The sequence below is a fragment of the Pseudomonas sp. B2021 genome (genome assembly GCF_018135665.1).
Classification (GTDB): Bacteria; Pseudomonadota; Gammaproteobacteria; order Pseudomonadales; family Pseudomonadaceae; genus Aquipseudomonas; species Aquipseudomonas lactis.
In genome coordinates this window covers 4,709,062-4,729,559 of sequence record NZ_SMOF01000001.1, presented here as the reverse complement: position 1 = coordinate 4,729,559, position 20,498 = coordinate 4,709,062, and the positions used below count along the sequence as shown (strand labels likewise).

Genomic DNA, 20,498 nt, shown 5'->3' with positions numbered 1-20,498 from the left:
CACCGTCGAGGCGGTCCATGTTGGCTTCGGTGGCGTGGCCGGCGTTGGCGCCTTTAGCGGCTACTTCGCCTTCTTCTTCTTTGTCGAATTCGTCCCAGCTCAGCATGACGTGTCGTCTCCTGCGTGAGGGCTCAAAGGTGCCCGTGTGAAACCGGATGGTTGGGTGTTCACACGGCCCTAGGGCCGCGGTGGATCTTAAGGAATCGTTTGTTGCAGCTAGCGCACGCATTAAACGGAATAGGGCTACGGGTGCTCTGCGTGAGGCTTGAGGGGCGCAGCGGTAGGTGCAAGCTCGCGCGGGATGCCTCAGGTCTGGCTCTTCATCCCAGTGTAAAGGGATATTGCAGGCCCGATTTACCCGCGCATTATAGGGAAAAAATCGGGTTTGTGTTGTGACGGATGGTCACTGATTAGAGACAAAAAGGACGCTTTTGAAGCCGGGGTGAGAGTTTACGGGGGGTTACTGCCGCAAGTTTTTTAGCAACTGGCACACGATCTCCGATCGTCGGCAAATTGCCATATGTCTTGCATAGGCTTCCACGTATCTCTACATTGCATATGTCAGGCATAGGTAGGAGCTGAATCATGCGCACAGTCTCAATTTTTAAAAACGGAAAGAACCAGGCTATTCGAATTCCAAACGAAATGGCTTATGAGGGAGTCGGCGAGCTCGAAATCACCCGCAACGGAGATACGATTACGTTGCGACCTATACGACCTAGCTGGGGGTCGTTGAGTGAGCTGCCCAAGGCGGACGAAGATTTTCTTCAGGAGCGTGAGAACGTTATTGGCGATGAAGGCAGGTTCAATCTGTGACGACATACATGCTGGATACCTGCATTTGCTCATTCATCATGCGTGAGCGGCCCGAGTGTGTGCTTGAGCGACTGGCATCGGAGGTGGCGAGGAGCAATCGAATCGTGATTTCGGCCATAACCTATGCCGAAATGCGATATGGGCAGATTGGGAAAAAGGCATCGCCCAAACACAATACGTTAGTCGATGAGTTTGTGAAGCGACTCGATGAAGTGTTGCCGTGGGGCCTGGCGGCGGTGGACGCGACGGTTGAGGTGAAGCGAAGCCTGACCGAGCAAGGGTCGATCATCGGCCAAAATGATACTGCTATTGCAGGGCATGCAATTGCTTCGGGGTGTACGTTGGTGACCAACAATATTCGGGAATTCAGTCGCGTAGCGGGGTTGTCTTACGAGGATTGGGTCCACTAACCGTAGCGGGTGTTATGGCTGAAATCGCCATCGCAGGCAAGCCAGCTCCCACAGTTGATGTGCGGTGTATTCAAGGGCGGGTTCTTGGCCGCAAGAACGATTTCTTGCGGCAATTAAGAATCCAACTTCAGAAGTTGTTAGCCGTTAGAGCAACCATTGCCCATCACTTGATAGTTAAGAATATGCCGCTGGCCTTGCGAATCTTCATATTCCATCTTCGCCGGTACAACTTCGCAGACTTCTGGAATGCTGCTCATGGACAAGACTTTGGCCACGTCCAAGTGTGTGCTGTAGGTGTAGTCCTCAACGATCGGGGCGTTCTGGCCGGCCAGTTCAGTCGGGGCTTCGTCAGCCAGGGCGGCGGTGGCGCACAGGCTGCTCAGGGCCATCACTAATAACGCTTTCATTGCTTCATTACCTTCTTCAGGGCGAAAGGGGGCACGGGGCCCTTGTGAGGCCGCGTGTGTCACTTAAAAGTTGGGAAGTTCGGATTAACGTTGCCTTCGTGGGGGCTGTTGCGTTGTTAATCAGAGTGCCTTGTTGGCGGAGTTGATTTTAGGCGCCTCGGTTATATTCATATACCCGTGGTTTTGATAAACACTTTTGGCGGTTTTTGTAACAATCCCTCGATCAAGATTTTTTCAGAAACCTGCCAGGCGCCGCAGCACGCGGGCCAGAGCGGTGAAACGGCATAGCAGGGCAATTTGTAGGGTCTTGTTACTACCATCGTCGAATGGTTCTATAGGCCCACCCCGGCTACAACAGGGGCCATACAACAACAACTATGTCACCGAGGTAAGAAAGATGAGTGCGGCTTCCCTGTACCCCGTTCGCCCCGAAGTAGCAGCCAACACGCTCACCGACGAGGCGACCTACAAGGCCATGTACCAGCAGTCGGTGGTCAACCCCGATGGCTTCTGGCGTGAGCAAGCCAAGCGCCTTGACTGGGTCAAGCCTTTCACCGCGGTCAAGCAAACCTCTTTCGACGACCACCATGTCGACATCAAATGGTTTGCCGATGGCACCCTGAACGTTTCCTACAATTGCCTGGACCGTCACCTCGCCGAGCGTGGCGACCAGATCGCGATCATCTGGGAGGGCGATGACCCTGCCGAGAGCCGCAACATCACCTACCGCGAGCTGCATGAAGAAGTCTGCAAGTTCGCCAACGCCCTGCGCGGCCAGGATGTGCATCGCGGCGATGTGGTGACTATCTATATGCCGATGATCCCCGAAGCCGTGGTCGCTATGCTGGCCTGTACCCGCATTGGCGCGATCCATTCGGTGGTGTTTGGCGGTTTCTCTCCGGAAGCCTTGGCCGGTCGCATCATCGACTGTAAGTCGAAAGTGGTGATTACCGCTGACGAAGGCATCCGTGCCGGTAAGAAGATTCCGCTGAAAGCTAACGTCGATGACGCACTGACCAACCCGGAAACCAGCAGCATCCAGAAGGTGATCGTGTGCAAGCGCACCAATGGTGCGATCAAGTGGAACCAGCATCGCGACATCTGGTACGAAGACCTGATGAAAGTGGCGGGCACCGTCTGCGCGCCAAAAGAGATGGGCGCCGAAGAAGCACTGTTCATCCTTTATACCTCCGGTTCCACCGGCAAGCCTAAGGGCGTGCAGCACACCACCGGTGGCTACTTGCTCTATGCAGCCCTGACCCACGAGCGCGTATTCGACTATCGCCCGGGCGAAATCTACTGGTGCACCGCCGACGTTGGCTGGGTCACCGGCCACACCTACATCGTCTACGGCCCGCTGGCCAATGGCGCGACCACGGTGCTGTTCGAGGGCGTGCCGAACTACCCGGACATCACCCGCGTGGCGAAGATTGTCGACAAGCACAAGGTCAACATTCTCTACACCGCACCGACCGCGATCCGCGCCATGATGGCTTCCGGCACCGCAGCCTGCGAAGGCGCCGACGGCAGTAGCCTGCGCCTGCTCGGTTCGGTGGGCGAGCCGATCAACCCGGAAGCCTGGGACTGGTACTACAAGAACGTCGGCCAATCCCGTTGCCCGATCGTCGACACTTGGTGGCAGACCGAAACCGGCGCCACGCTGATGAGCCCGCTGCCGGGCGCCCATGCGCTGAAGCCGGGTTCGGCGGCACGGCCGTTCTTCGGTGTGGTGCCGGCGCTGGTAGACAACCTGGGCAACATCATCGAAGGCGCCGCCGAGGGCAACCTGGTGATTCTGGATTCCTGGCCAGGCCAGGCGCGTACCCTGTACGGCGACCATGACCGTTTTGTCGACACCTACTTCAAGACCTTCCGTGGCATGTACTTCACCGGTGACGGTGCGCGTCGCGATGAGGACGGTTACTGGTGGATTACTGGCCGTGTGGATGACGTGCTGAACGTGTCCGGCCACCGCATGGGCACCGCCGAAATCGAAAGCGCCATGGTTGCTCACCCGAAAGTCGCCGAGGCGGCAGTGGTGGGCGTACCCCACGACATCAAGGGGCAGGGCATCTATGTGTACGTCACCCTGAAAAATGGCGAAGAACCCAATGAAGCGTTGCGCCTGGAGCTGAAGAACTGGGTGCGCAAGGAAATCGGGCCGATTGCCTCGCCGGATGTCATCCAGTGGGCACCGGGGCTGCCGAAAACGCGCTCGGGGAAAATCATGCGGCGCATTTTGCGCAAGATCGCCACGGCTGAATACGATGGGTTGGGGGATATCTCTACCCTGGCAGATCCGAGCGTGGTGGCGCATTTGATTGAAACGCACAAGACCATGAACGTCGCGTAAGCGGGGTAGGTGGGACAGAGCCCCATTCGGCGCAAGCCGGGTGGGGCTTTTTTGTAGGGCCTCAAGACCGCCCAGATTCAGTGTGGGAGCTGGCTTGCCTGCGATGAGGGTGTGTCAGGCAACGGTTGGCTGGCTGACACACCGCTATCGCAGGCAAGCCAGCTCCCACAGTTAAGATCGCATTTCATAGGAGGGTATGGATGGCGGTCTGACAGACCTGCATATCCACCAAGCCAATAAATATCGGTTTTTCCAGTAGGAGGTTTCTGAATGTTACCGGCCCGCTCAAATGTGTAACCGCCCGCACAAACCTGGGGCAATGGACCACGCCTACGCCCCGAAAAACCGCATTCTAGACACCCCCAAAAATAAGATTAAACGCCAGACTTGCCGTGCTAGAAGGGTTTGCGAATAATAGGCCCGCAACTTGCAGCATCATCAGGTTTAATATCTTTTGTCTCTGCATAAAATTCAGGGGCTGTCAATGAGCTGGAACCGCTTTCTCAGTGCTTCTGTAAATTGTTGTCGCATTGAGGAAATATCGGCTTCCGGCCTGTCGTTAGAATGCCGATCACTCGCTCGTCGTCGCAGGTGTCGCCCGCGCAGGACGCAGCACGCTATTCGGTTACACCTTCGCCGCATCGTGGGCCATGGCTCATACTGCTGTTTTTGCCCTATACCGATGGAGTCCCAAGATGAAGAAACTCGTGCTGTTGGGCGCCCTGGCGCTGTCCGTGCTGTCCATGCAGGCTTTCGCCGAAGGCAAGCCGCTGAAAATTGGTATCGAAGCGGCTTACCCTCCGTTTGCCTCGAAGGCGCCGGATGGCAGCATCGTCGGTTTTGACTACGACATCGGCAATGCGCTGTGCAAGCAGATGGACGTCAAGTGCACTTGGGTCGAGCAGGAATTCGATGGTCTGATCCCGGCACTCAAAGTGCGTAAGATCGACGCGATCCTGTCGTCCATGTCCATCACTGACGACCGCAAGAAATCCGTGGACTTCACCACCCGTTACTACCTGAGCCCGGCGCGCCTGGTGATGAAGGAAGGCACCAACGTCAGCGACGGCCTGGATGAGCTCAAAGGCAAGACGATCGGTGTGCAGCGCGGTTCGATCCACGACCGTTTCGCCCGTGAAGTCCTGGCGCCAAAAGGTGCGAATATCAAGGGCTACAGTACCCAGAACGAAATCTACCTGGATGTGGCCGCCGGTCGTCTCGACGGTACCGTGGCTGACGCCACCCTGCTGCAAGACGGTTTCCTGAAAACCGACGCCGGCAAAGGCTACGCGTTTGTAGGCCCATCGTTCACCGAAGCCAAATACTTCGGCGACGGTATCGGCATCGCAGTGCGCAAAGGCGACAAAGAAAACCTTGAGCGCATCAATGCGGCCATCGCTGCAATCCGTGCCAACGGCGAATACAAGAAAATCCAGGACAAGTACTTCGACTTCGATATTTACGGCGCTGACGCCAAGTAACTCATCGCAGCTGTCTGTCCGAAATGGCGCAAGCAACAGTCATCCTGAAGTTTGCGCCATTTTTTCATCCCCCTTTTCGAGGACCTGAATCATGTTGAAAGGCTACGGGGCCGTTATCCTCGATGGCGCTTGGTTGACGCTTCAGCTCGCCTTGTCGTCCATGGCCTTGGCCATTGTTCTGGGTCTGATCGGGGTCGCGCTACGCCTATCGCCGGTACGCTGGCTGGCTTGGCTGGGCGACCTGTACTCCACGGTGATCCGCGGGATCCCCGACCTGGTGCTGATCCTGCTGATTTTCTACGGCGGCCAGGACTTGCTCAACCGCGTCGCGCCGTTGCTGGGCTTTGACGACTATATCGACTTGAACCCCCTGGCCGCCGGTATCGGCACCCTGGGTTTCATCTTTGGCGCTTACCTCTCGGAAACCTTCCGCGGCGCCTTCATGGCCATTCCCAAGGGGCAGGCTGAAGCCGGCCTGGCGTATGGCATGAGCAGTTTTCAGGTGTTTTTCCGGGTGATGGTGCCGCAGATGATTCGGCTGGCGATCCCTGGTTTTACCAACAACTGGCTGGTATTGACCAAGGCCACCGCGCTGATTTCGGTGGTGGGTCTGCAAGACATGATGTTCAAGGCCAAGCAGGCGGCAGACGCCACCCGCGAGCCTTTTACCTTCTTCCTCGCAGTGGCGGCGATGTACCTGGTGATCACCAGCGTGTCGTTGCTGGCCTTGCGTTACCTTGAGAAGCGCTACTCGGTAGGCGTAAGGGCGGCTGATCTATGATCTTCGACTACAACGTCATCTGGGAGGCCATGCCGCTGTACCTTGGCGGCTTGCTGACCACCCTGAAACTGCTCGCTATCTCGCTGTTTTTCGGCCTGCTCGCGGCCTTGCCCCTGGGCTTGATGCGCGTGTCCAAGCAGCCGATCGTCAACGGCGTGGCCTGGCTCTACACCTACGTAATCCGTGGCACGCCGATGCTGGTGCAGTTGTTTTTGATCTACTACGGCCTGGCCCAGTTCGAAGTGGTGCGCGAGAGCTTCCTGTGGCCGCTGCTGTCCAGTGCCACGTTCTGTGCGTGCCTGGCGTTTGCCATCAACACCAGCGCCTACACCGCCGAGATCATCGCCGGCAGCCTCAAGGCCACGCCCAACGGTGAGATCGAAGCGGCCAAGGCCATGGGCATGTCGCGCTACAAGCTGTACCGCCGCATCCTGTTGCCGTCGGCCCTGCGCCGCGCGCTGCCGCAGTACAGCAACGAAGTGATCATGATGCTGCAGACCACCAGCCTGGCCTCCATCGTCACGCTGATCGACATCACCGGTGCCGCGCGCACGGTGAACGCCCAGTATTACCTGCCGTTCGAAGCCTATATCACCGCCGGCGTGTTCTACCTGTGCCTGACCTTCATCCTGGTACGCCTGTTCAAGTTGGCCGAGCGCCGCTGGCTGAGCTACCTGGCTCCACGGAAGCACTGATATGGAACGTATCGATCATCTGCTGCCCTGGGGGCACCTGGGCTGCGAGCGCCAGCTGAGCGTGTTTCGTTTCGGCAGCGGCGAGCGCAAGGCCTATATCCAGGCCAGCCTGCACGCCGATGAATTGCCTGGCATGCGTGCCGCCTGGGAACTGAAAAAACGCCTTGTGGCGCTGGAACAGCAAGGCGCGCTCAATGGCGTGATCGAGTTGGTGCCGGTCGCCAACCCGATGGGCCTCGGCCAGTTGTTGCAGGGCAGCCACCAGGGGCGTTTCGAAGTCGGCAGCGGCAAGAATTTCAACCGCGATTTTGTCGAGCTGAGCGAGCCGGTGGCCGAGTTGCTGCAAGGCAAGTTGGGGGACGACCCGCACGCCAATGTGCGCCTGATCCGCCAGGCCATGAGCGATGCGCTCAACGCCTTGCCCGAGCCGAGCAGCCAGTTGCAAGGCATGCAACGCATCCTGCTGAGCCACGCCTGCACCGCCGATGTGGTGCTGGACCTGCATTGCGACGCTGAAGCCGCGCTGCATATGTACGCGCTGCCCCAGCACTGGCCGCAGTGGCGTTCGTTGTCGGCGCATTTGAATGTGAAGGTCGGCCTGCTGGCGGAAGACTCCGGCGGCAGTTCGTTTGATGAAGCCTGTTCGCTGCCGTGGCTGCGTTTGTCACGCGCGTTCCCGGATGCGCAGATTCCGCTGGCGTGCCTGGCGACCACCCTGGAGCTGGGTGGCCAGGCCGATACCGGCCGTGATGAGGCGATCTTCCACGCCGAAGGCATCCTCGCATTCCTTGCCGAACAAGGCTTGATCAAGGGGCAATGGCCCGCGCCGCAACACGAGCCGTGCGAAGGCGTGCCATTCGAAGGCACCGAGCTGTTGTTCGCGCCCCACGCCGGGGTGATCAGCTACCTGCGTAAAGCGGGCGACTGGGTAGAAACCGGCGATGAGATTTTTGAAGTGATTGACCCCCTGACCGACCGCGTAAGCACCATTTGCGCGGGCACCTCGGGGGTATTGTTTGCCGTTGAACGGCTACGTTATGCCCAAGCGGGTTTCTGGCTGGCCAAGGTGGCGGGGCGCGAAGCGCTGCGCTGCGGGCGCTTGCTCAACGACTGACCACCTGTTTTTGTGAGAACCGACCGCATGTACAAGCTTGAAGTCCAAGACCTGCATAAACGCTATGGCAGTCATGAAGTGCTCAAGGGGGTATCCCTGGCAGCTGCCGCCGGTGATGTGATCAGCATCATCGGCTCCAGTGGTTCGGGCAAAAGTACCTTTTTGCGCTGCATCAACCTGCTCGAGCAACCCCACGCCGGCAAGATTCTGCTCAATAACGAAGAGCTCAAACTGGTCGCCAACAAGGACGGCGCCATGAAGGCCGCCGACCCCAAGCAGTTGCAGCGCATGCGTTCGCGCCTGTCCATGGTGTTCCAGCATTTCAACCTGTGGTCGCACATGACCGCGCTTGAAAACGTGATGGAAGCTCCGGTGCACGTGCTGGGCGTGTCGAAGAAAGAAGCCCGTGAAAAGGCCGAGCACTACTTGGCTAAAGTCGGTGTGGGTCATCGTAAGGATGCGTTCCCCGGCCATATGTCCGGCGGTGAGCAGCAACGCGTGGCGATTGCCCGCGCCCTGGCGATGGAACCGGAGGTGATGCTGTTCGACGAACCGACCTCGGCGCTCGACCCAGAGCTGGTAGGCGAAGTCCTCAAGGTGATGCAGGACCTGGCCCAGGAAGGCCGCACCATGGTGGTGGTGACTCACGAAATGGGCTTTGCCCGCGAAGTGTCGAACCAGTTGGTGTTTTTGCACAAAGGCGTGGTTGAAGAACGCGGTAACCCGCGGGAAGTGCTGGTGAACCCGCAGTCGGAACGTTTGCAGCAGTTCCTCTCTGGCAGCTTGAAATAATCAAGACTGCTTTTGTGCACCGCGATAGTGCATGCTCCGCAGTCTTGAGGTGAGCCCCGATCTCCTGTGGGAGCTGGCTTGCCTGCGATAGCGATGCATCAGTCAATGATGTGTTAACTGACCTACCGCTATCGCAGGCAAGCCAGCTCCCACTTTTGATCTCAGTTTGTTTTGGGATTTGTAGTTGATTACGGGCTAGCATTGGCCCATGCCCTCATCACTGTTTTCGCTTTGGATAGCACTCCATGACCGCCCACAAAATTGGTTTCCTGATTTGGCCCAGCACAAAAGCCCTTACGCTTGCGCTGGCTGAGGAGGCCTTGCGCGTTGCCCAGCGGGTGCATCCGGATGTGATCTACGAGCTGTCGTTTTTGCTCGCAGAGCCCGCCATCGAAGGTGCCTGGCAACTGCCGGGTGAGCCGTGGGCCGGTAAGCTGGAGGGCTTTCAGAAGCTGTTCCTGTTGGCCGACGAACCGCCGACGGTCATCGCTTCGCCACTGAGTTCCGCGCTCAAGCAGCTTGTTCGGGCGGGGTGTGTAATCGGCGGCTTGTCGGCGGGTGTGTACCCGCTGGCCCAGTTGGGCCTGCTCGATGGCTACCGCGCCGCCGTGCACTGGCGCTGGCAGGACGATTTCGCCGAGCGTTTCCCCAAGGTCATTGCCACCAGCCATCTATTTGACTGGGACCGCGATCGCCTCACCGCCTGCGGCGGCATGTCGGTACTCGACCTGCTGTTGGCGGTATTGGCCCGTGATCACGGCGCCGAGCTGGCCGGTGCGGTGTCCGAAGAGCTGGTGGTGGAGCGCATCCGTGAAGGCGGCGAGCGCCAGCGCATCCCGTTGCAAAACCGCCTGGGTTCCAGCCACCCGAAGCTGACCCAGGCGGTTTTGCTGATGGAGGCCAATATCGAAGAGCCGCTGACCACTGACGAAATCGCCCAACATGTGTGCGTATCGCGACGACAGCTTGAACGGATTTTCAAGCAATACCTCAACCGCGTTCCCAGCCAGTACTACCTGGAGTTGCGCCTGAACAAGGCGCGCCAGATGCTGATGCAAACCAGCAAGTCGATCATCCAGATCGGCTTGTCGTGCGGCTTCTCCTCGGGGCCGCACTTCTCCAGCGCCTACCGCAATTTCTTCGGCGCCACCCCTCGCGAAGACCGTAACCAGCGGCGCAGCAGCAGCCCGTTCGAGTTGTCGTCGGTGCCCTCCGAGCGCGGTTGAGCTGCGCTCAGGGTTCGTTGTCTGTTTCGGATGAAGTCGGGGAGCTTGAGCCGGAGTCGTCTGGCGCGGGCTGTCGAGCTTGGGCTACATCGAAATCCACTGCCATGCGGTTGTAATAGCGACGCAGGAGGGCAAGCGCCGCAGGTGAGAATGCGTTGTCGCTCAGGTCAAAACCAGCCGCTGAGTCCGGGTCCACTTCAAGCAGATCCGTAGGCAGTTCGGTGATGCGGTTATCGCTCAGATTCAGTTGGGTGAGTGACGTCAGATTGAACACCCCGTGCGGCACTTCGGTAAGCCCTGCGTTCTCCATCATCAGGGTCTCCAGGCTGGACATTTTGCTGACGTCGGGCGTCAGCGCCAGCGGGTTATCGCTCAGGTCCAGGTATTCCAGGGTGTGCAGGTCGCTCAAGGCGGCGACACTGTCGGCGGTCAGGCGCAGATTGCATTGGGTCAGGCTGAGTGTGGTCAACTTGGGCAGCTTGAAGACGCCGGCGGGAATGTCTTGCAGGGCATAGCGGTGGATCAGCAGGCTTTCCAGATTGGGGAAGCGTTCAAGAAAACCGTCGGGTATCGAGGTGGTTTCCTGGGCCCTTAGGTCCAGCTTGGAAATATGCTTGAAATCCACATTCAGTTTGGGCAGGTCGCCCAACAGCGGCGACGCCAACGCCATTTGATGAGATTGTGTCAGCGGGTCATGGCTCAAATCCAGGCTGGTTTCACGTCGCCAGCCTTGCTCCAGCAGGCCGCTGACTTCCCCTCGGATAAGTTGCTGCTGTACGCGAGCCTGTTCGTCCATGGGCAGGTCCGTGAAGGGGTAGCGTTCAGGCACATCCACGACCCATTCCTGCAGGTCGGCTTGCAAGCGTTCGTAGTCGGCCTTGAGGCGCACGAGAATTGCCATCGAATCATCCAGCCCGCCCGGCAGCCTGAAGATAAATTGATTGGCCTCGGGAGCGTTGTAGGTCGGGTAAAGCGCCTGGACCAGGCGAACCTCCTCTGGATTGGCTTGGACGCCAAAATGTTCCCCGGTGCTCTGACAGTAGGTTTTTATCCGTTCCAGGGTTGCGCGCGTCAACGGGTTGCCGGAAAGATCGTAGGCCTTGGCAGCGCTGGCGGGCAACGAATACAGGGCTTCTGGCAGCCTGCGCAGGTTATTGTGGCTGAGATTGGCGTTGGCCAGCCGAGGCCGATTGAGCAGGCCTGTGGGAAAGACGGAAATACTGCAGTGGCTCAGGTTGAGTGTCCGCAGGTTGGCCATGTTTTCGAAATTGGGCGCCAGCACCAGCGGGTTGTTGGACAGGTCAAGGGTATGCAGTTCGGTCAGGTTGGCCAGGGCTGCACGGGTTGGGGTGGTCAGGTTGAGTGCGCAGCCGCGCAGTGCCAGCGCGTTAAGGTGGGTCAATGCACTGATTTCCCCGGGCAGTGTGCTGAGGGTAATGTCGCTGATGGCCAGTCGGCGCAATCCGGGGAAGTGTGCCAGGAAGCCCGGCGTGCCGCGGGTGGTCAAGTAGCCCTGGAATTCCAGCGTGGTGATATGCCCCAGACGGGCATCGAGTGTTGGCAGTTCGCCGTAGATGGGTTGGTTGAGCTGCAACAGGTGACCGTTTTCATACGCGGCGTCCACTGGCGTGTCGTGGCGCCAGGCGCTGATCAATTTTTGTGACCAGAGAAAGCGGTTTTGCTGCTCCGAAGCAATCCGCCAGCGGTTTAACGGTAGGTCGGTGCCCACCAGCGTCTGCGGCACATTCTGCTGCCATCCCCGCAGGCTGGTTTCCAGTTGCGCGAACTCTTGCTTCAAGAATTGAAGAGTACCCAAAGGGGTGCCGGGGTCGTTTTGCATGGCGGCGAGTACGGCCGTCACCTCGCCGGGGCTCAGTTGCGGGTACAGCTCGTGCAACCGAGTCTCCAGCGAGACATTCTCGCTGCTGCTGGCGGTGGGTGGGCTGGCATCGTAGCCTTCCATGCCGCCGGGCAGGCGCATCAACCCAGGGTCATAGGGCGGCTTGAGCAGTGGCACCTCGGCCAGCAGGGCGCCGAGCTCGTCACGCGCCAATGCGTGTTGGCGCAAAGTCTCTCTCAAGCGTGGGCCTTGGCCGATGTGCAGAGTCAACGCGTCGCGCTGTGCATCGGGCAGTGCCTGGAGCACGGCGGTGTAAAAGTCTGTTTCGCCAAGCAGGGTGCCCTTGCTGTCTTCGGGAATGTAGTCGCCTTCGATGGTGCGCACGAGCAAGCGTCGAATCGGCGCCTGAGCGGCGCCGATAGCGTCCCGTATGGTGCCGGTGCGGTTAAAGTCGCGGACTTCCAGGCGCACCTGCGACGACCAGCCCGGCAGTTTTTCCAGGGAGTGCAGGGCGAGTCGGTGGGTGTCTTGGTTTTCCAGTGCACTCATGTACAAGCCTTCATAGGCACGGCTGATTCTGACGTGGTGCGCCATCCAGCGCGCACGTTCAATCAGGTGCGAAGGCAGCGTGCCCTGGTCGATGTCCAGCAAGTCCTGGCCGCTGGCACCGAGCAAGACTTCCTCGGCCGCGCTGACGGGCAGCCCAGGTGTGCTGTCGATGATCTTCTGTACGCGCGCATCGGTGGTCAGCTCCAGGCCTCGATAGCGCGAGTCGAACATCGAAGCGCGTTTATCCTCGGCTCTGCGTGCCAGCTGTTTGCGCAGCTTTGCGGCACGCACATGCAGCTGGGTGGTCGGGGTACCAAAGTCTTCTTCGAGCAGGGTTTTGCGCTCTGATTCATCAAGGGTTTCCAGCAGGGTCTTGAGCAGGTCGCCGCTGTTCATCTGCGCTTCGTGGATCTGCGCCACCGCAGCGTTTGCCTGGCCCGGGTGCTCCCACACGGTTTCACCCTTGGCATTCAAAAAACGCAGGGTCTTGGATTCGGGCCACAGGCCGGTATGGCTTAGCAGCCAGAGCTGGGTCTGCGGGTCGGCTTTGGCATAAACCTGCGGGTCGTCGCTGTTCATCTGGTCGATGAAGTCTTGCAGTTGCTGGTCGATGTGAATGCGCTTGAGGCTGTCGGCCAGCAAGGGCGGTGGCGGTTGGCGGTCCATGTAGAGTTTGCGCAAGGCGCCATCGTCTGTGCTGCTGATGCGTTGCGCCTGTTCCAGGCCGGTTTCGCTGAGTGCGTTGGCGGGCTCGCCGAGTCTGCGCAACAAGGTGCTGCGATGCCATGTCAGCGGGTGATCCAGTGGGGTTATCCAGGCGCCTTTGCCATTGCCGATAACGGGCGGTTGGTAGGCATTCACGTGGCTTGGGTGCGCCAGCACGGCGTTGCCCGCTTGTTGCTTGACGGCAAAGTGTTGCCCTTCAAGGGGTAGGATCTGTTTGTCCCCATAGGCATGCAATCCATCGGCTTTGGGGCGTGAGGCGGCGGGCAACTGAAGGTCGTGGGCGTAGGGGCTCAGGTCCGGGTTCCACAGGCGCGTTTTGCCGTCGTCCGAGGTGACCGGATACAGGCGCTCGAAAAACGCCCAGACTTCCCGAGGCAGTGCCTGGCGTAGCAGCCCTTCGGCAATCGGTGCACCGACCGCGAACATACCCAATTGAACCATTTGCTCCAGGATCGACATCAGGTGCCCGAACGCTTGGCGCTTGAGGCCCTCGGCCCAATCAATGATGCCTTCGAACACGTCGTCGAGCAGTTGATAGGCGGTGTAGCCGAGCATCAGCAGGCCGAGGGGGGGAATGAACGGCGTGGCGATGAAAGCGGCGATTTCGAGCAGGGTTTTGCCGATTTTTGCCACGATGTCCCAACGTTGCCAGCGTGCCTTACTGTCGGCGTCGGCGGTGGACACGGCAATGTTGTGCGCGTCATTGAGCAGCCTGTTGAGTTTGCTTTCATAGAGGTGTTCGTACAGCTCGCCCGTGATTTTCGTCGCGTGCAACTGCAGCTTGGGATTGGCCACAGGTTCGGCGCGCCAGGTCGGCCTGGGGTCGCCGGGGAGGGGGTGATGCCAGGTAATCTGGGACAAGCGGTTATGCAGGTTGGCAAAGAAATTGGCGCGGTGCTCGTGGCTTATAAAGCGGCTAAAGAATGCCTGGTAATCGGCATCGCGCAATTTGCCGGTCAGGTCTTGAATGAATGCGATGCCATCGCGGTAATACTTGAGCGGTGCCTGTGGGTCGCCGGGAATGTACGCCACCACGGGCACTGCGCTGTGGTGCAGTTCCAGGTCTGCGGCGAACAGCACAATGCCGGCCAGTGGTGCGCCCATCAGGCTCAGCTCGTGGCTGAGCAGCGTCTTGCCGTCGAGCGTCAGGCCGCTGATGCCTTTGAGTTGGGCCTGGAGCGTGCGTAACACCCGCTCGCTGCCGTCCTTTTTCAGGCGCGCCAGGTGTACGGCAGTTTGGGCCTCGGCTTTGAGACTCTCGATGACAGTGCTGCGCAGCGAAGCCTTGCGTTTGGCATCTTTGAAGCCGAAAAATGTCTTGAGGTAGTTCTGGTATTGCGCACCGATGTCCAGTTCACGGCACAGCCTGACGAAGGTCTGGATGCTGACTTTGCTGTTCACTGAGGGCAGGGTGTCGAATTGCCCGGTGGCGGTGGGTTGGGTAATGAAGCTGGAGTCTGCGGTGAAGGCAGCTTTCTCGCTCTCTGCTGCGTCGAAGTTATGCAGTGCGGCGTCCACCAACGACACGGTCCAGACTTTGACGCCGCCAGTTTCTATGGGAAACAGCGGGATCGTCAGGGGCGCATACAGGCGCAGATGGGTGGTGCTGACATCGATGTCCACGCCCCAGCGGGTCTTGAGCGCCTGTTGCAAAAGCGGTGCGGCGAAGGCTTGCGGTGTCTTGAGGTCGGCCAGTGCCGTGTCCACTTTGCTTTGCGCGGTCCAACTCTGCTCCACCGCCTGCTTGAGGGGCGCGTGTTGCTGGCGGCTGGCGTCGGCCTGCCAGTTGGCAATGTCCAGTGGTGCATTCTTCAAGGCTTGGCGCTTGTCATCCGAGGCGCTTGCCAGCCAGGCCGGCAGGCGTGTGTGAAACCCAGCAGGTACTTGGGTGGCGGCGACTGCGAGGCGTTGGCTGATTGTCGTGGGGTAGGGCGTGGGCACGGGGCTGATCCTTCAGTGGGGGCGAGTCACTGTCATCACAGCAAGCCTGATGGGTTCGCGGGCAGCAGATAGTTAAGGCATTAGGCGAAAATCAGCGGGCCGTGCCTCTGCCTCTCACTGAGCGCAGCGTTTACACTGCGCCATTGCGACGCAATATGTCGCATTGCCGTAAACCCGCCTAAAACCGGGGTTGGCGCTATAAGAAGTTGTCGCTTGGCGACAAGGTGGCGCTGAAAACTGTCCTTACAATCCCTGCATCGCTTGCCAGTTCCAGGCAGGCGTTCCTCTTCAGGAGACTCCGATGTCCGTTGAGCAAGCCCCGGTGCAACGTGCCGATTTCGACCAAGTGATGGTGCCCAACTACGCACCTGCTGCCTTTATCCCCGTGCGTGGCGCAGGTTCGCGCGTATGGGACCAGGCCGGTCGCGAGCTGATCGACTTTGCCGGCGGCATCGCGGTCAACGTATTGGGCCATGCCCACCCGGCGCTGGTGGGGGCACTGACCGAACAGGCCAACACGCTGTGGCATGTTTCGAACGTGTTCACCAACGAGCCGGCCTTGCGCCTGGCCCACAAGCTGATCGACGCCACCTTTGCCGAGCGCGTGTTCTTCTGCAACTCCGGCGCCGAAGCCAACGAGGCCGCCTTCAAGCTGGCCCGTCGCGTGGCGTTCGACCGTTTTGGCAGCGAGAAGTACGAGATCATCGCCGCGCTGAACAGCTTCCACGGTCGTACCCTGTTCACCGTCAACGTCGGTGGCCAGTCGAAGTACTCCGATGGTTTCGGGCCTAAAATCACCGGCATCACCCACGTTCCTTATAACGACCTGGCTGCGCTGAAGGCGGCGGTGACCGATAAGACCTGCGCCGTGGTTCTGGAACCGATCCAGGGCGAAGGCGGTGTATTGCCGGCCGAACTGGCTTACCTGCAAGGCGCTCGCGAGCTGTGCGACGCCCACGACGCACTGTTGGTATTCGACGAAGTGCAAACCGGCATGGGCCGCACCGGCCACCTGTTTGCCTACCAGCATTACGGCGTGACGCCAGACATCCTCACCAGCGCCAAGAGCCTGGGCGGCGGTTTCCCGATTGCGGCGATGCTTACCCGTGAAGACTTGGCCAAGCACCTGGTGGTCGGCACCCACGGCACCACCTACGGCGGAAACCCGCTGGCGTGCGCGGTAGCGGAAGCGGTGATCGACGTGATCAACACCCCAGAGGTGCTGGCGGGGGTGAATGCCAAGCACGACCTGTTCAAGGCGCGCCTGGAGCAGATCGGCAAGCAGTACGGCATCTTCACCCAAGTGCGTGGCATGGGCTTGTTGATCGGTTGCGTGCTGAGCGACGCCTTCAAAGGCAAGGCCAAGGACGTGTTCAACGCGGCCGAAAAAGAGAACTTGATGATCCTGCAAGCCGGCCCCGACGTGGTGCGTTTTGCACCGAGCCTGGTGGTGGAAGAGGCGGACATCAACGAAGGCCTGGATCGTTTTGAGCGTGCTGTGAAGACGTTGACGCAAGCCTGATAGCGACACATTTTATTGGCCGGACCTGAACAAATGTGGGAGCTGGCTTGCCTGCGATAGCATCACCTCGGTGCCGTTGATAGACCGAGTTGCCTGTATCGCAGGCAAGCCAGCTCCCACATGGATCTGCTGACACATTGAGACCGATGTGTATCCAGGGCCCGTGTCCGGCATTTTTTCCTCTGTGAGTTTTCGAGTTAAGGAGTGACACCATGCTGGTGATGCGCCCCGCGCAAATGGCTGATCTGGGCGAGGTACAGCGTCTGGCTGCGGACAGCCCGATTGGTGTCACCTCCTTGCCGGATGATGTGGAACGCCTGAGCGACAAGATCGCGGCCAGCGAAGCGTCCTTCGCCGCTGAGGTGAGTTTCAACGGTGAAGAGAGCTATTTCTTCGTGCTGGAAGACACCGAGACCGGCAAGCTCGCCGGCTGCTCGGCCATCGTAGCCTCGGCCGGTTACTCCGAGCCGTTCTACAGCTTTCGTAACGAAACCTTCGTGCACGCCTCCCGCGAGCTGAAGATCCACAACAAGATCCACGTGCTTTCCCAGTGCCACGACCTTACCGGCAACAGCCTGCTCACCAGCTTCTATGTGGTGCCGGAACTGGTCGGTTCGCCGTGGTCGGAACTCAATTCCCGTGGCCGCCTGCTTTTTGTTGCCAGCCATCCCGAGCGCTTTGCCGACTCGGTGGTGACCGAGATTGTCGGCTACAGCGACGAGAACGGTGACTCGCCGTTCTGGGATGCCATCGGCCGCAACTTCTTCGACCTCAACTACGCCGCCGCCGAGCGCCTGTGCGGGCTGAAAAGCCGTACCTTCCTCGCCGAGCTGATGCCGCACTATCCGATCTACGTGCCGCTGCTGCCGGACGAAGCGCAAGAGGCCATGGGCCAGGTGCACCCGCGTGCGCAAATCACCTTCGACATCCTCATGCGTGAAGGCTTCGAAACTGACCATTACATCGACATCTTCGACGGTGGCCCGACGCTGCACGCCCGGGTCTCGGGCATTCGCTCGATCGCCCAGAGCCGCGTAGTGCCGGTGAAGATCGGTGAGATGGTCAAGGGCGTTGGCCGCCAGTACCTGGTGAGCAACGCGCAGTTGCAGGATTACCGTGCGGTGATGCTGGAGCTGGACTACGCGCCCGGCAAACCGGTGACCCTGGACCTGGCGGCCGCCGAAGCGCTGGGTGTTGGCGAAGGCGCCAGCGTGCGCCTGGTTGCGGTTTAAAAAGAGAGTTTCGCGGGTGGCTGACAACAGCGGCCCGTTCGAGGAGATAGCATGATCGTTCGTCCCGTACGCAGCAGCGATTTACCGGCCCTGATTGATCTGGCGCGCAGCACTGGCACCGGCCTTACCACCTTGCCGGCCAACGAAGAGCGCCTGACCCACCGGGTGGGCTGGGCAGAAAAAACCTTTCGCGGCGAAGCCGGGCGCGGCGATGCCGACTACCTGTTCGTGCTGGAAAACGACGAAGGCCGCGTGGTGGGAATTTCTGCCATCGCTGGCGCCGTTGGCCTGCGCGAGCCGTGGTACAACTTCCGGGTGGGGCTGACCGTCAGCGCGTCCCAGGAACTGAATATCTACCGTGAGATTCCGACGCTGTTCCTGGCTAACGACCTCACCGGTAATTCCGAATTGTGCTCGTTGTTCCTCCACGCCGATTACCGCAACGGCCTTAACGGTCGCATGCTGGCCAAGGCGCGCATGTTGTTTATCGCCGAGTTCCCGCAACTGTTCGGCAACAAGATCATTGCCGAAATGCGCGGGGTGTCCAACGACGCCGGGCGTTCGCCGTTTTGGGAAAGCCTGGGCCGGCACTTCTTCAAGATGGAGTTCAGCCAGGCCGACTACCTCACCGGCGTGGGCAACAAGGCATTTATCGCTGAGCTGATGCCCAAGTTTCCGCTGTACAGCTGCTTTCTCTCCGAAGACGCGCGCAATGTGATCGGCAAGGTCCACCCGGACACCGAGCCGGCCCTGAGCATGCTCAAGAGCGAAGGCTTCAGCTACCAGGGCTATGTGGATATTTTCGACGCAGGCCCGGCGGTGGAATGTGAAACCAGCAAGATCCGTGCGGTGCGCGACAGCCAGTCACTGGTGTTGGCCATCGGCACGCCGGGGGACGATGCCACGCCGTTCCTGATCCATAACCGCAAGCGCGAGGAATGCCGTATCACCGCCGCTCCGGCCCGGCTGGCGGCAGGCACCCTGGTGGTCGATCCACAGACTGCCAAGCGCCTGCAACTGGTGGTGGGTGATCAAGTGCGTGCTGTTGCGTTGTCTGCTGCTCGGGAGTCGAAATAATGAATTCGCTGTATATCGCAGGTAGCTGGCTGGCTGGCCAGGGTGAACTGTTTGAATCGCGCAACCCGGTGACCCAGCAAGTGCTGTGGGCCGGCAATGGCGCCAGCGCCGAACAGGTCGAATCCGCCGTGCAGGCTGCGCGCCAGGCATTCCCGGGGTGGGCCAAGCGCCCGCTCGAAGAACGCATCAGCGTGCTGGAGACCTTCGCCGCCACGCTTAAAAGCCGTGCCGATGAAATCGCCCGCTGCATTGGCGAAGAAACCGGCAAGCCCCTGTGGGAGTCGGCCACTGAAGTTACCAGCATGGCCAACAAGATCGCGATCTCGGTACAAAGCTACCGCGAACGTACCGGCGAGAAGAGCGGCCTCCTGGGCGACGCCACCGCTGTGTTGCGCCACAAACCCCACGGTGTGGTGGCGGTGTTCGGCCCTTACAATTTCCCTGGGCACTTGCCCAATGGGCACATCGTCCCGGCGTTGCTGGCGGGTAACACCGTGCTGTTCAAACCGAGCGAACTGACCCCCAAGGTCGCCGAGCTGACCGTACAGTGCTGGGTCGAAGCCGGGTTGCCGGCGGGCGTGCTGAACCTGCTGCAAGGCGCGCGGGAAACCGGCATCGCCCTGGCGGCCAACCCAGGCATCGACGGCCTGTTCTTCACTGGTTCCAGCCGCACCGGCAACCACTTGCACCAGCAATTCTCAGGGCGCCCGGACAAGATCCTGGCCCTGGAAATGGGCGGTAATAACCCGCTGGTCGTGGACGAAGTCGCCGACGTGGATGCGGCGGTGTACACCATCATCCAGTCGGCGTTTATCTCGGCAGGCCAGCGTTGCACCTGTGCCCGCCGCTTGCTGGTGCCTGAAGGCGCCTGGGGCGATGCCTTGCTGGCGCGCCTGGTGGCGGTGAGTGCGAGCATTGAAGTGGGTGCTTTCGACCAGCAACCGGCGCCGTTCATGGGCTCGGTGATCTCCCTTGCTGCGGCCAAATCCCTGATGCAAGCCCAGGAACTGATGTTGGCCAATGGCGCCGTGGCGCTGCTGGAGATGACCCAGCCTCAGGCTCAGGCGGCATTGCTGACCCCTGGCATCATCGACGTAACCGCTGTGACGGAACGTGAAGACGAAGAGCTGTTTGGCCCGTTGTTGCAGGTGATCCGCTACGCGGATTTTGCCGGCGCCATCGCTGAGGCCAACAACACCCAGTACGGCCTGGCCGCTGGCCTGTTGTCGGACTCCGAGGCGCGTTACCAGCAGTTCTGGCTGGAAAGCCGCGCCGGTATCGTCAACTGGAACAAACAGCTGACCGGCGCCGCCAGTACCGCGCCGTTCGGTGGTGTGGGGGCGTCGGGTAATCATCGCGCCAGTGCCTATTACGCGGCGGATTATTGCGCGTACCCGGTGGCGTCGCTGGAGACGCCGAGCTTGGTCGTGCCAGCCACGCTGACCCCCGGCATAACGCTGAAGTAAGGGTGACACCGATCTAATGTGGGAGCTGGCTTGTCGGATCGCCGCATCGCTGCGATGGCATCACCTCGGT

15 protein-coding genes are annotated in these 20,498 nt (G+C 60.0%); 13 read left to right on the top strand and 2 right to left on the bottom strand.

Annotated elements, in window-relative coordinates; genetic code table 11:
* The first annotated feature begins 585 nt into the window (after positions 1-585).
* Both vapB and E1K68_RS21250 read left to right on the top strand, forming a co-directional pair.
* A complete protein-coding gene (gene vapB, locus E1K68_RS21255) occupies positions 586-816 on the top strand; it encodes a type II toxin-antitoxin system VapB family antitoxin (RefSeq protein WP_212614630.1) in 231 nt (76 codons plus the stop codon).
* Positions 813-1,226 (top strand): type II toxin-antitoxin system VapC family toxin, encoded by a 414-nt coding sequence (locus tag E1K68_RS21250; RefSeq protein ID WP_057711728.1) that lies wholly within the window; start codon positions 813-815, stop codon positions 1,224-1,226. The genes vapB and E1K68_RS21250 overlap by 4 nt, the downstream gene beginning before the upstream one ends.
* A 137-nt stretch (positions 1,227-1,363) precedes the next feature.
* On the opposite strand, the gene E1K68_RS21245 is transcribed toward E1K68_RS21250, so the two are convergent.
* Positions 1,364-1,633: a DUF2790 domain-containing protein gene (locus E1K68_RS21245; protein ID WP_003193635.1), complete on the bottom strand. Its 270-nt coding sequence runs from the start codon at positions 1,631-1,633 to the stop codon at positions 1,364-1,366.
* 397 nt (positions 1,634-2,030) lie between these two features.
* On the opposite strand from E1K68_RS21245, the gene acs reads away from it, so the two are divergent.
* From acs to argR, 7 genes are all read left to right on the top strand, one after another.
* Positions 2,031-3,986, top strand: a complete 1,956-nt coding sequence (gene acs, locus E1K68_RS21240; protein ID WP_003193632.1) for an acetate--CoA ligase — start codon at positions 2,031-2,033, stop codon at positions 3,984-3,986.
* 695 nt (positions 3,987-4,681) lie between these two features.
* The gene (locus tag E1K68_RS21235; protein ID WP_003193630.1) at positions 4,682-5,467 is read left to right on the top strand and encodes an ABC transporter substrate-binding protein; all 786 of its coding nucleotides are present in this window, start codon (positions 4,682-4,684) and stop codon (positions 5,465-5,467) included.
* Positions 5,468-5,558: 91 nt separating this feature from the next.
* Positions 5,559-6,248: an ABC transporter permease gene (locus E1K68_RS21230; protein WP_003193627.1), complete on the top strand. Its 690-nt coding sequence runs from the start codon at positions 5,559-5,561 to the stop codon at positions 6,246-6,248.
* The gene (locus E1K68_RS21225; RefSeq protein WP_003193625.1) at positions 6,245-6,943 is read left to right on the top strand and encodes an ABC transporter permease; all 699 of its coding nucleotides are present in this window, start codon (positions 6,245-6,247) and stop codon (positions 6,941-6,943) included. Before E1K68_RS21230 ends, E1K68_RS21225 begins: the two co-directional genes overlap by 4 nt.
* Before the next feature lies 1 nt (position 6,944).
* Entirely contained in the window at positions 6,945-8,057 is a 1,113-nt protein-coding gene (locus E1K68_RS21220) for a succinylglutamate desuccinylase/aspartoacylase family protein (protein ID WP_003193622.1), read from the top strand.
* 27 nt (positions 8,058-8,084) lie between these two features.
* The gene (locus E1K68_RS21215; protein ID WP_003193620.1) at positions 8,085-8,849 is read left to right on the top strand and encodes an ATP-binding cassette domain-containing protein; all 765 of its coding nucleotides are present in this window, start codon (positions 8,085-8,087) and stop codon (positions 8,847-8,849) included.
* A 245-nt stretch (positions 8,850-9,094) separates the two neighbouring features.
* Positions 9,095-10,075, top strand: coding sequence for a transcriptional regulator ArgR (gene argR / locus E1K68_RS21210; protein WP_003193618.1), 981 nt, complete (start codon positions 9,095-9,097; stop codon positions 10,073-10,075).
* A 7-nt stretch (positions 10,076-10,082) separates the two neighbouring features.
* Here the strand turns inward: argR and E1K68_RS28150 are convergent, their stop codons facing one another.
* Positions 10,083-15,131 carry a leucine-rich repeat domain-containing protein gene (locus E1K68_RS28150; RefSeq protein WP_212614629.1) on the bottom strand — a complete coding sequence of 1,683 codons (5,049 nt, stop codon included), beginning with the start codon at positions 15,129-15,131 and terminating at the stop codon, positions 10,083-10,085.
* A 301-nt stretch (positions 15,132-15,432) separates the two neighbouring features.
* On the opposite strand from E1K68_RS28150, the gene E1K68_RS21200 reads away from it, so the two are divergent.
* The 4 genes from E1K68_RS21200 to astD all read left to right on the top strand — a co-directional run bounded on the left by E1K68_RS21200 (position 15,433) and on the right by astD (position 20,428).
* Complete coding sequence (locus E1K68_RS21200) at positions 15,433-16,653, top strand: aspartate aminotransferase family protein (RefSeq protein ID WP_003193615.1); 1,221 nt, start codon at positions 15,433-15,435, stop codon at positions 16,651-16,653.
* A 212-nt stretch (positions 16,654-16,865) separates the two neighbouring features.
* Positions 16,866-17,885 carry an arginine/ornithine succinyltransferase subunit alpha gene (gene aruF / locus E1K68_RS21195; protein WP_003175655.1) on the top strand — a complete coding sequence of 340 codons (1,020 nt, stop codon included), beginning with the start codon at positions 16,866-16,868 and terminating at the stop codon, positions 17,883-17,885.
* 51 nt (positions 17,886-17,936) lie between these two features.
* Entirely contained in the window at positions 17,937-18,962 is a 1,026-nt protein-coding gene (gene astA, locus E1K68_RS21190; protein ID WP_003193612.1) for an arginine N-succinyltransferase, read from the top strand.
* Entirely contained in the window at positions 18,959-20,428 is a 1,470-nt protein-coding gene (gene astD, locus E1K68_RS21185; protein ID WP_169857103.1) for a succinylglutamate-semialdehyde dehydrogenase, read from the top strand. The genes astA and astD overlap by 4 nt, the downstream gene beginning before the upstream one ends.
* Positions 20,429-20,498 lie beyond the last annotated feature (70 nt).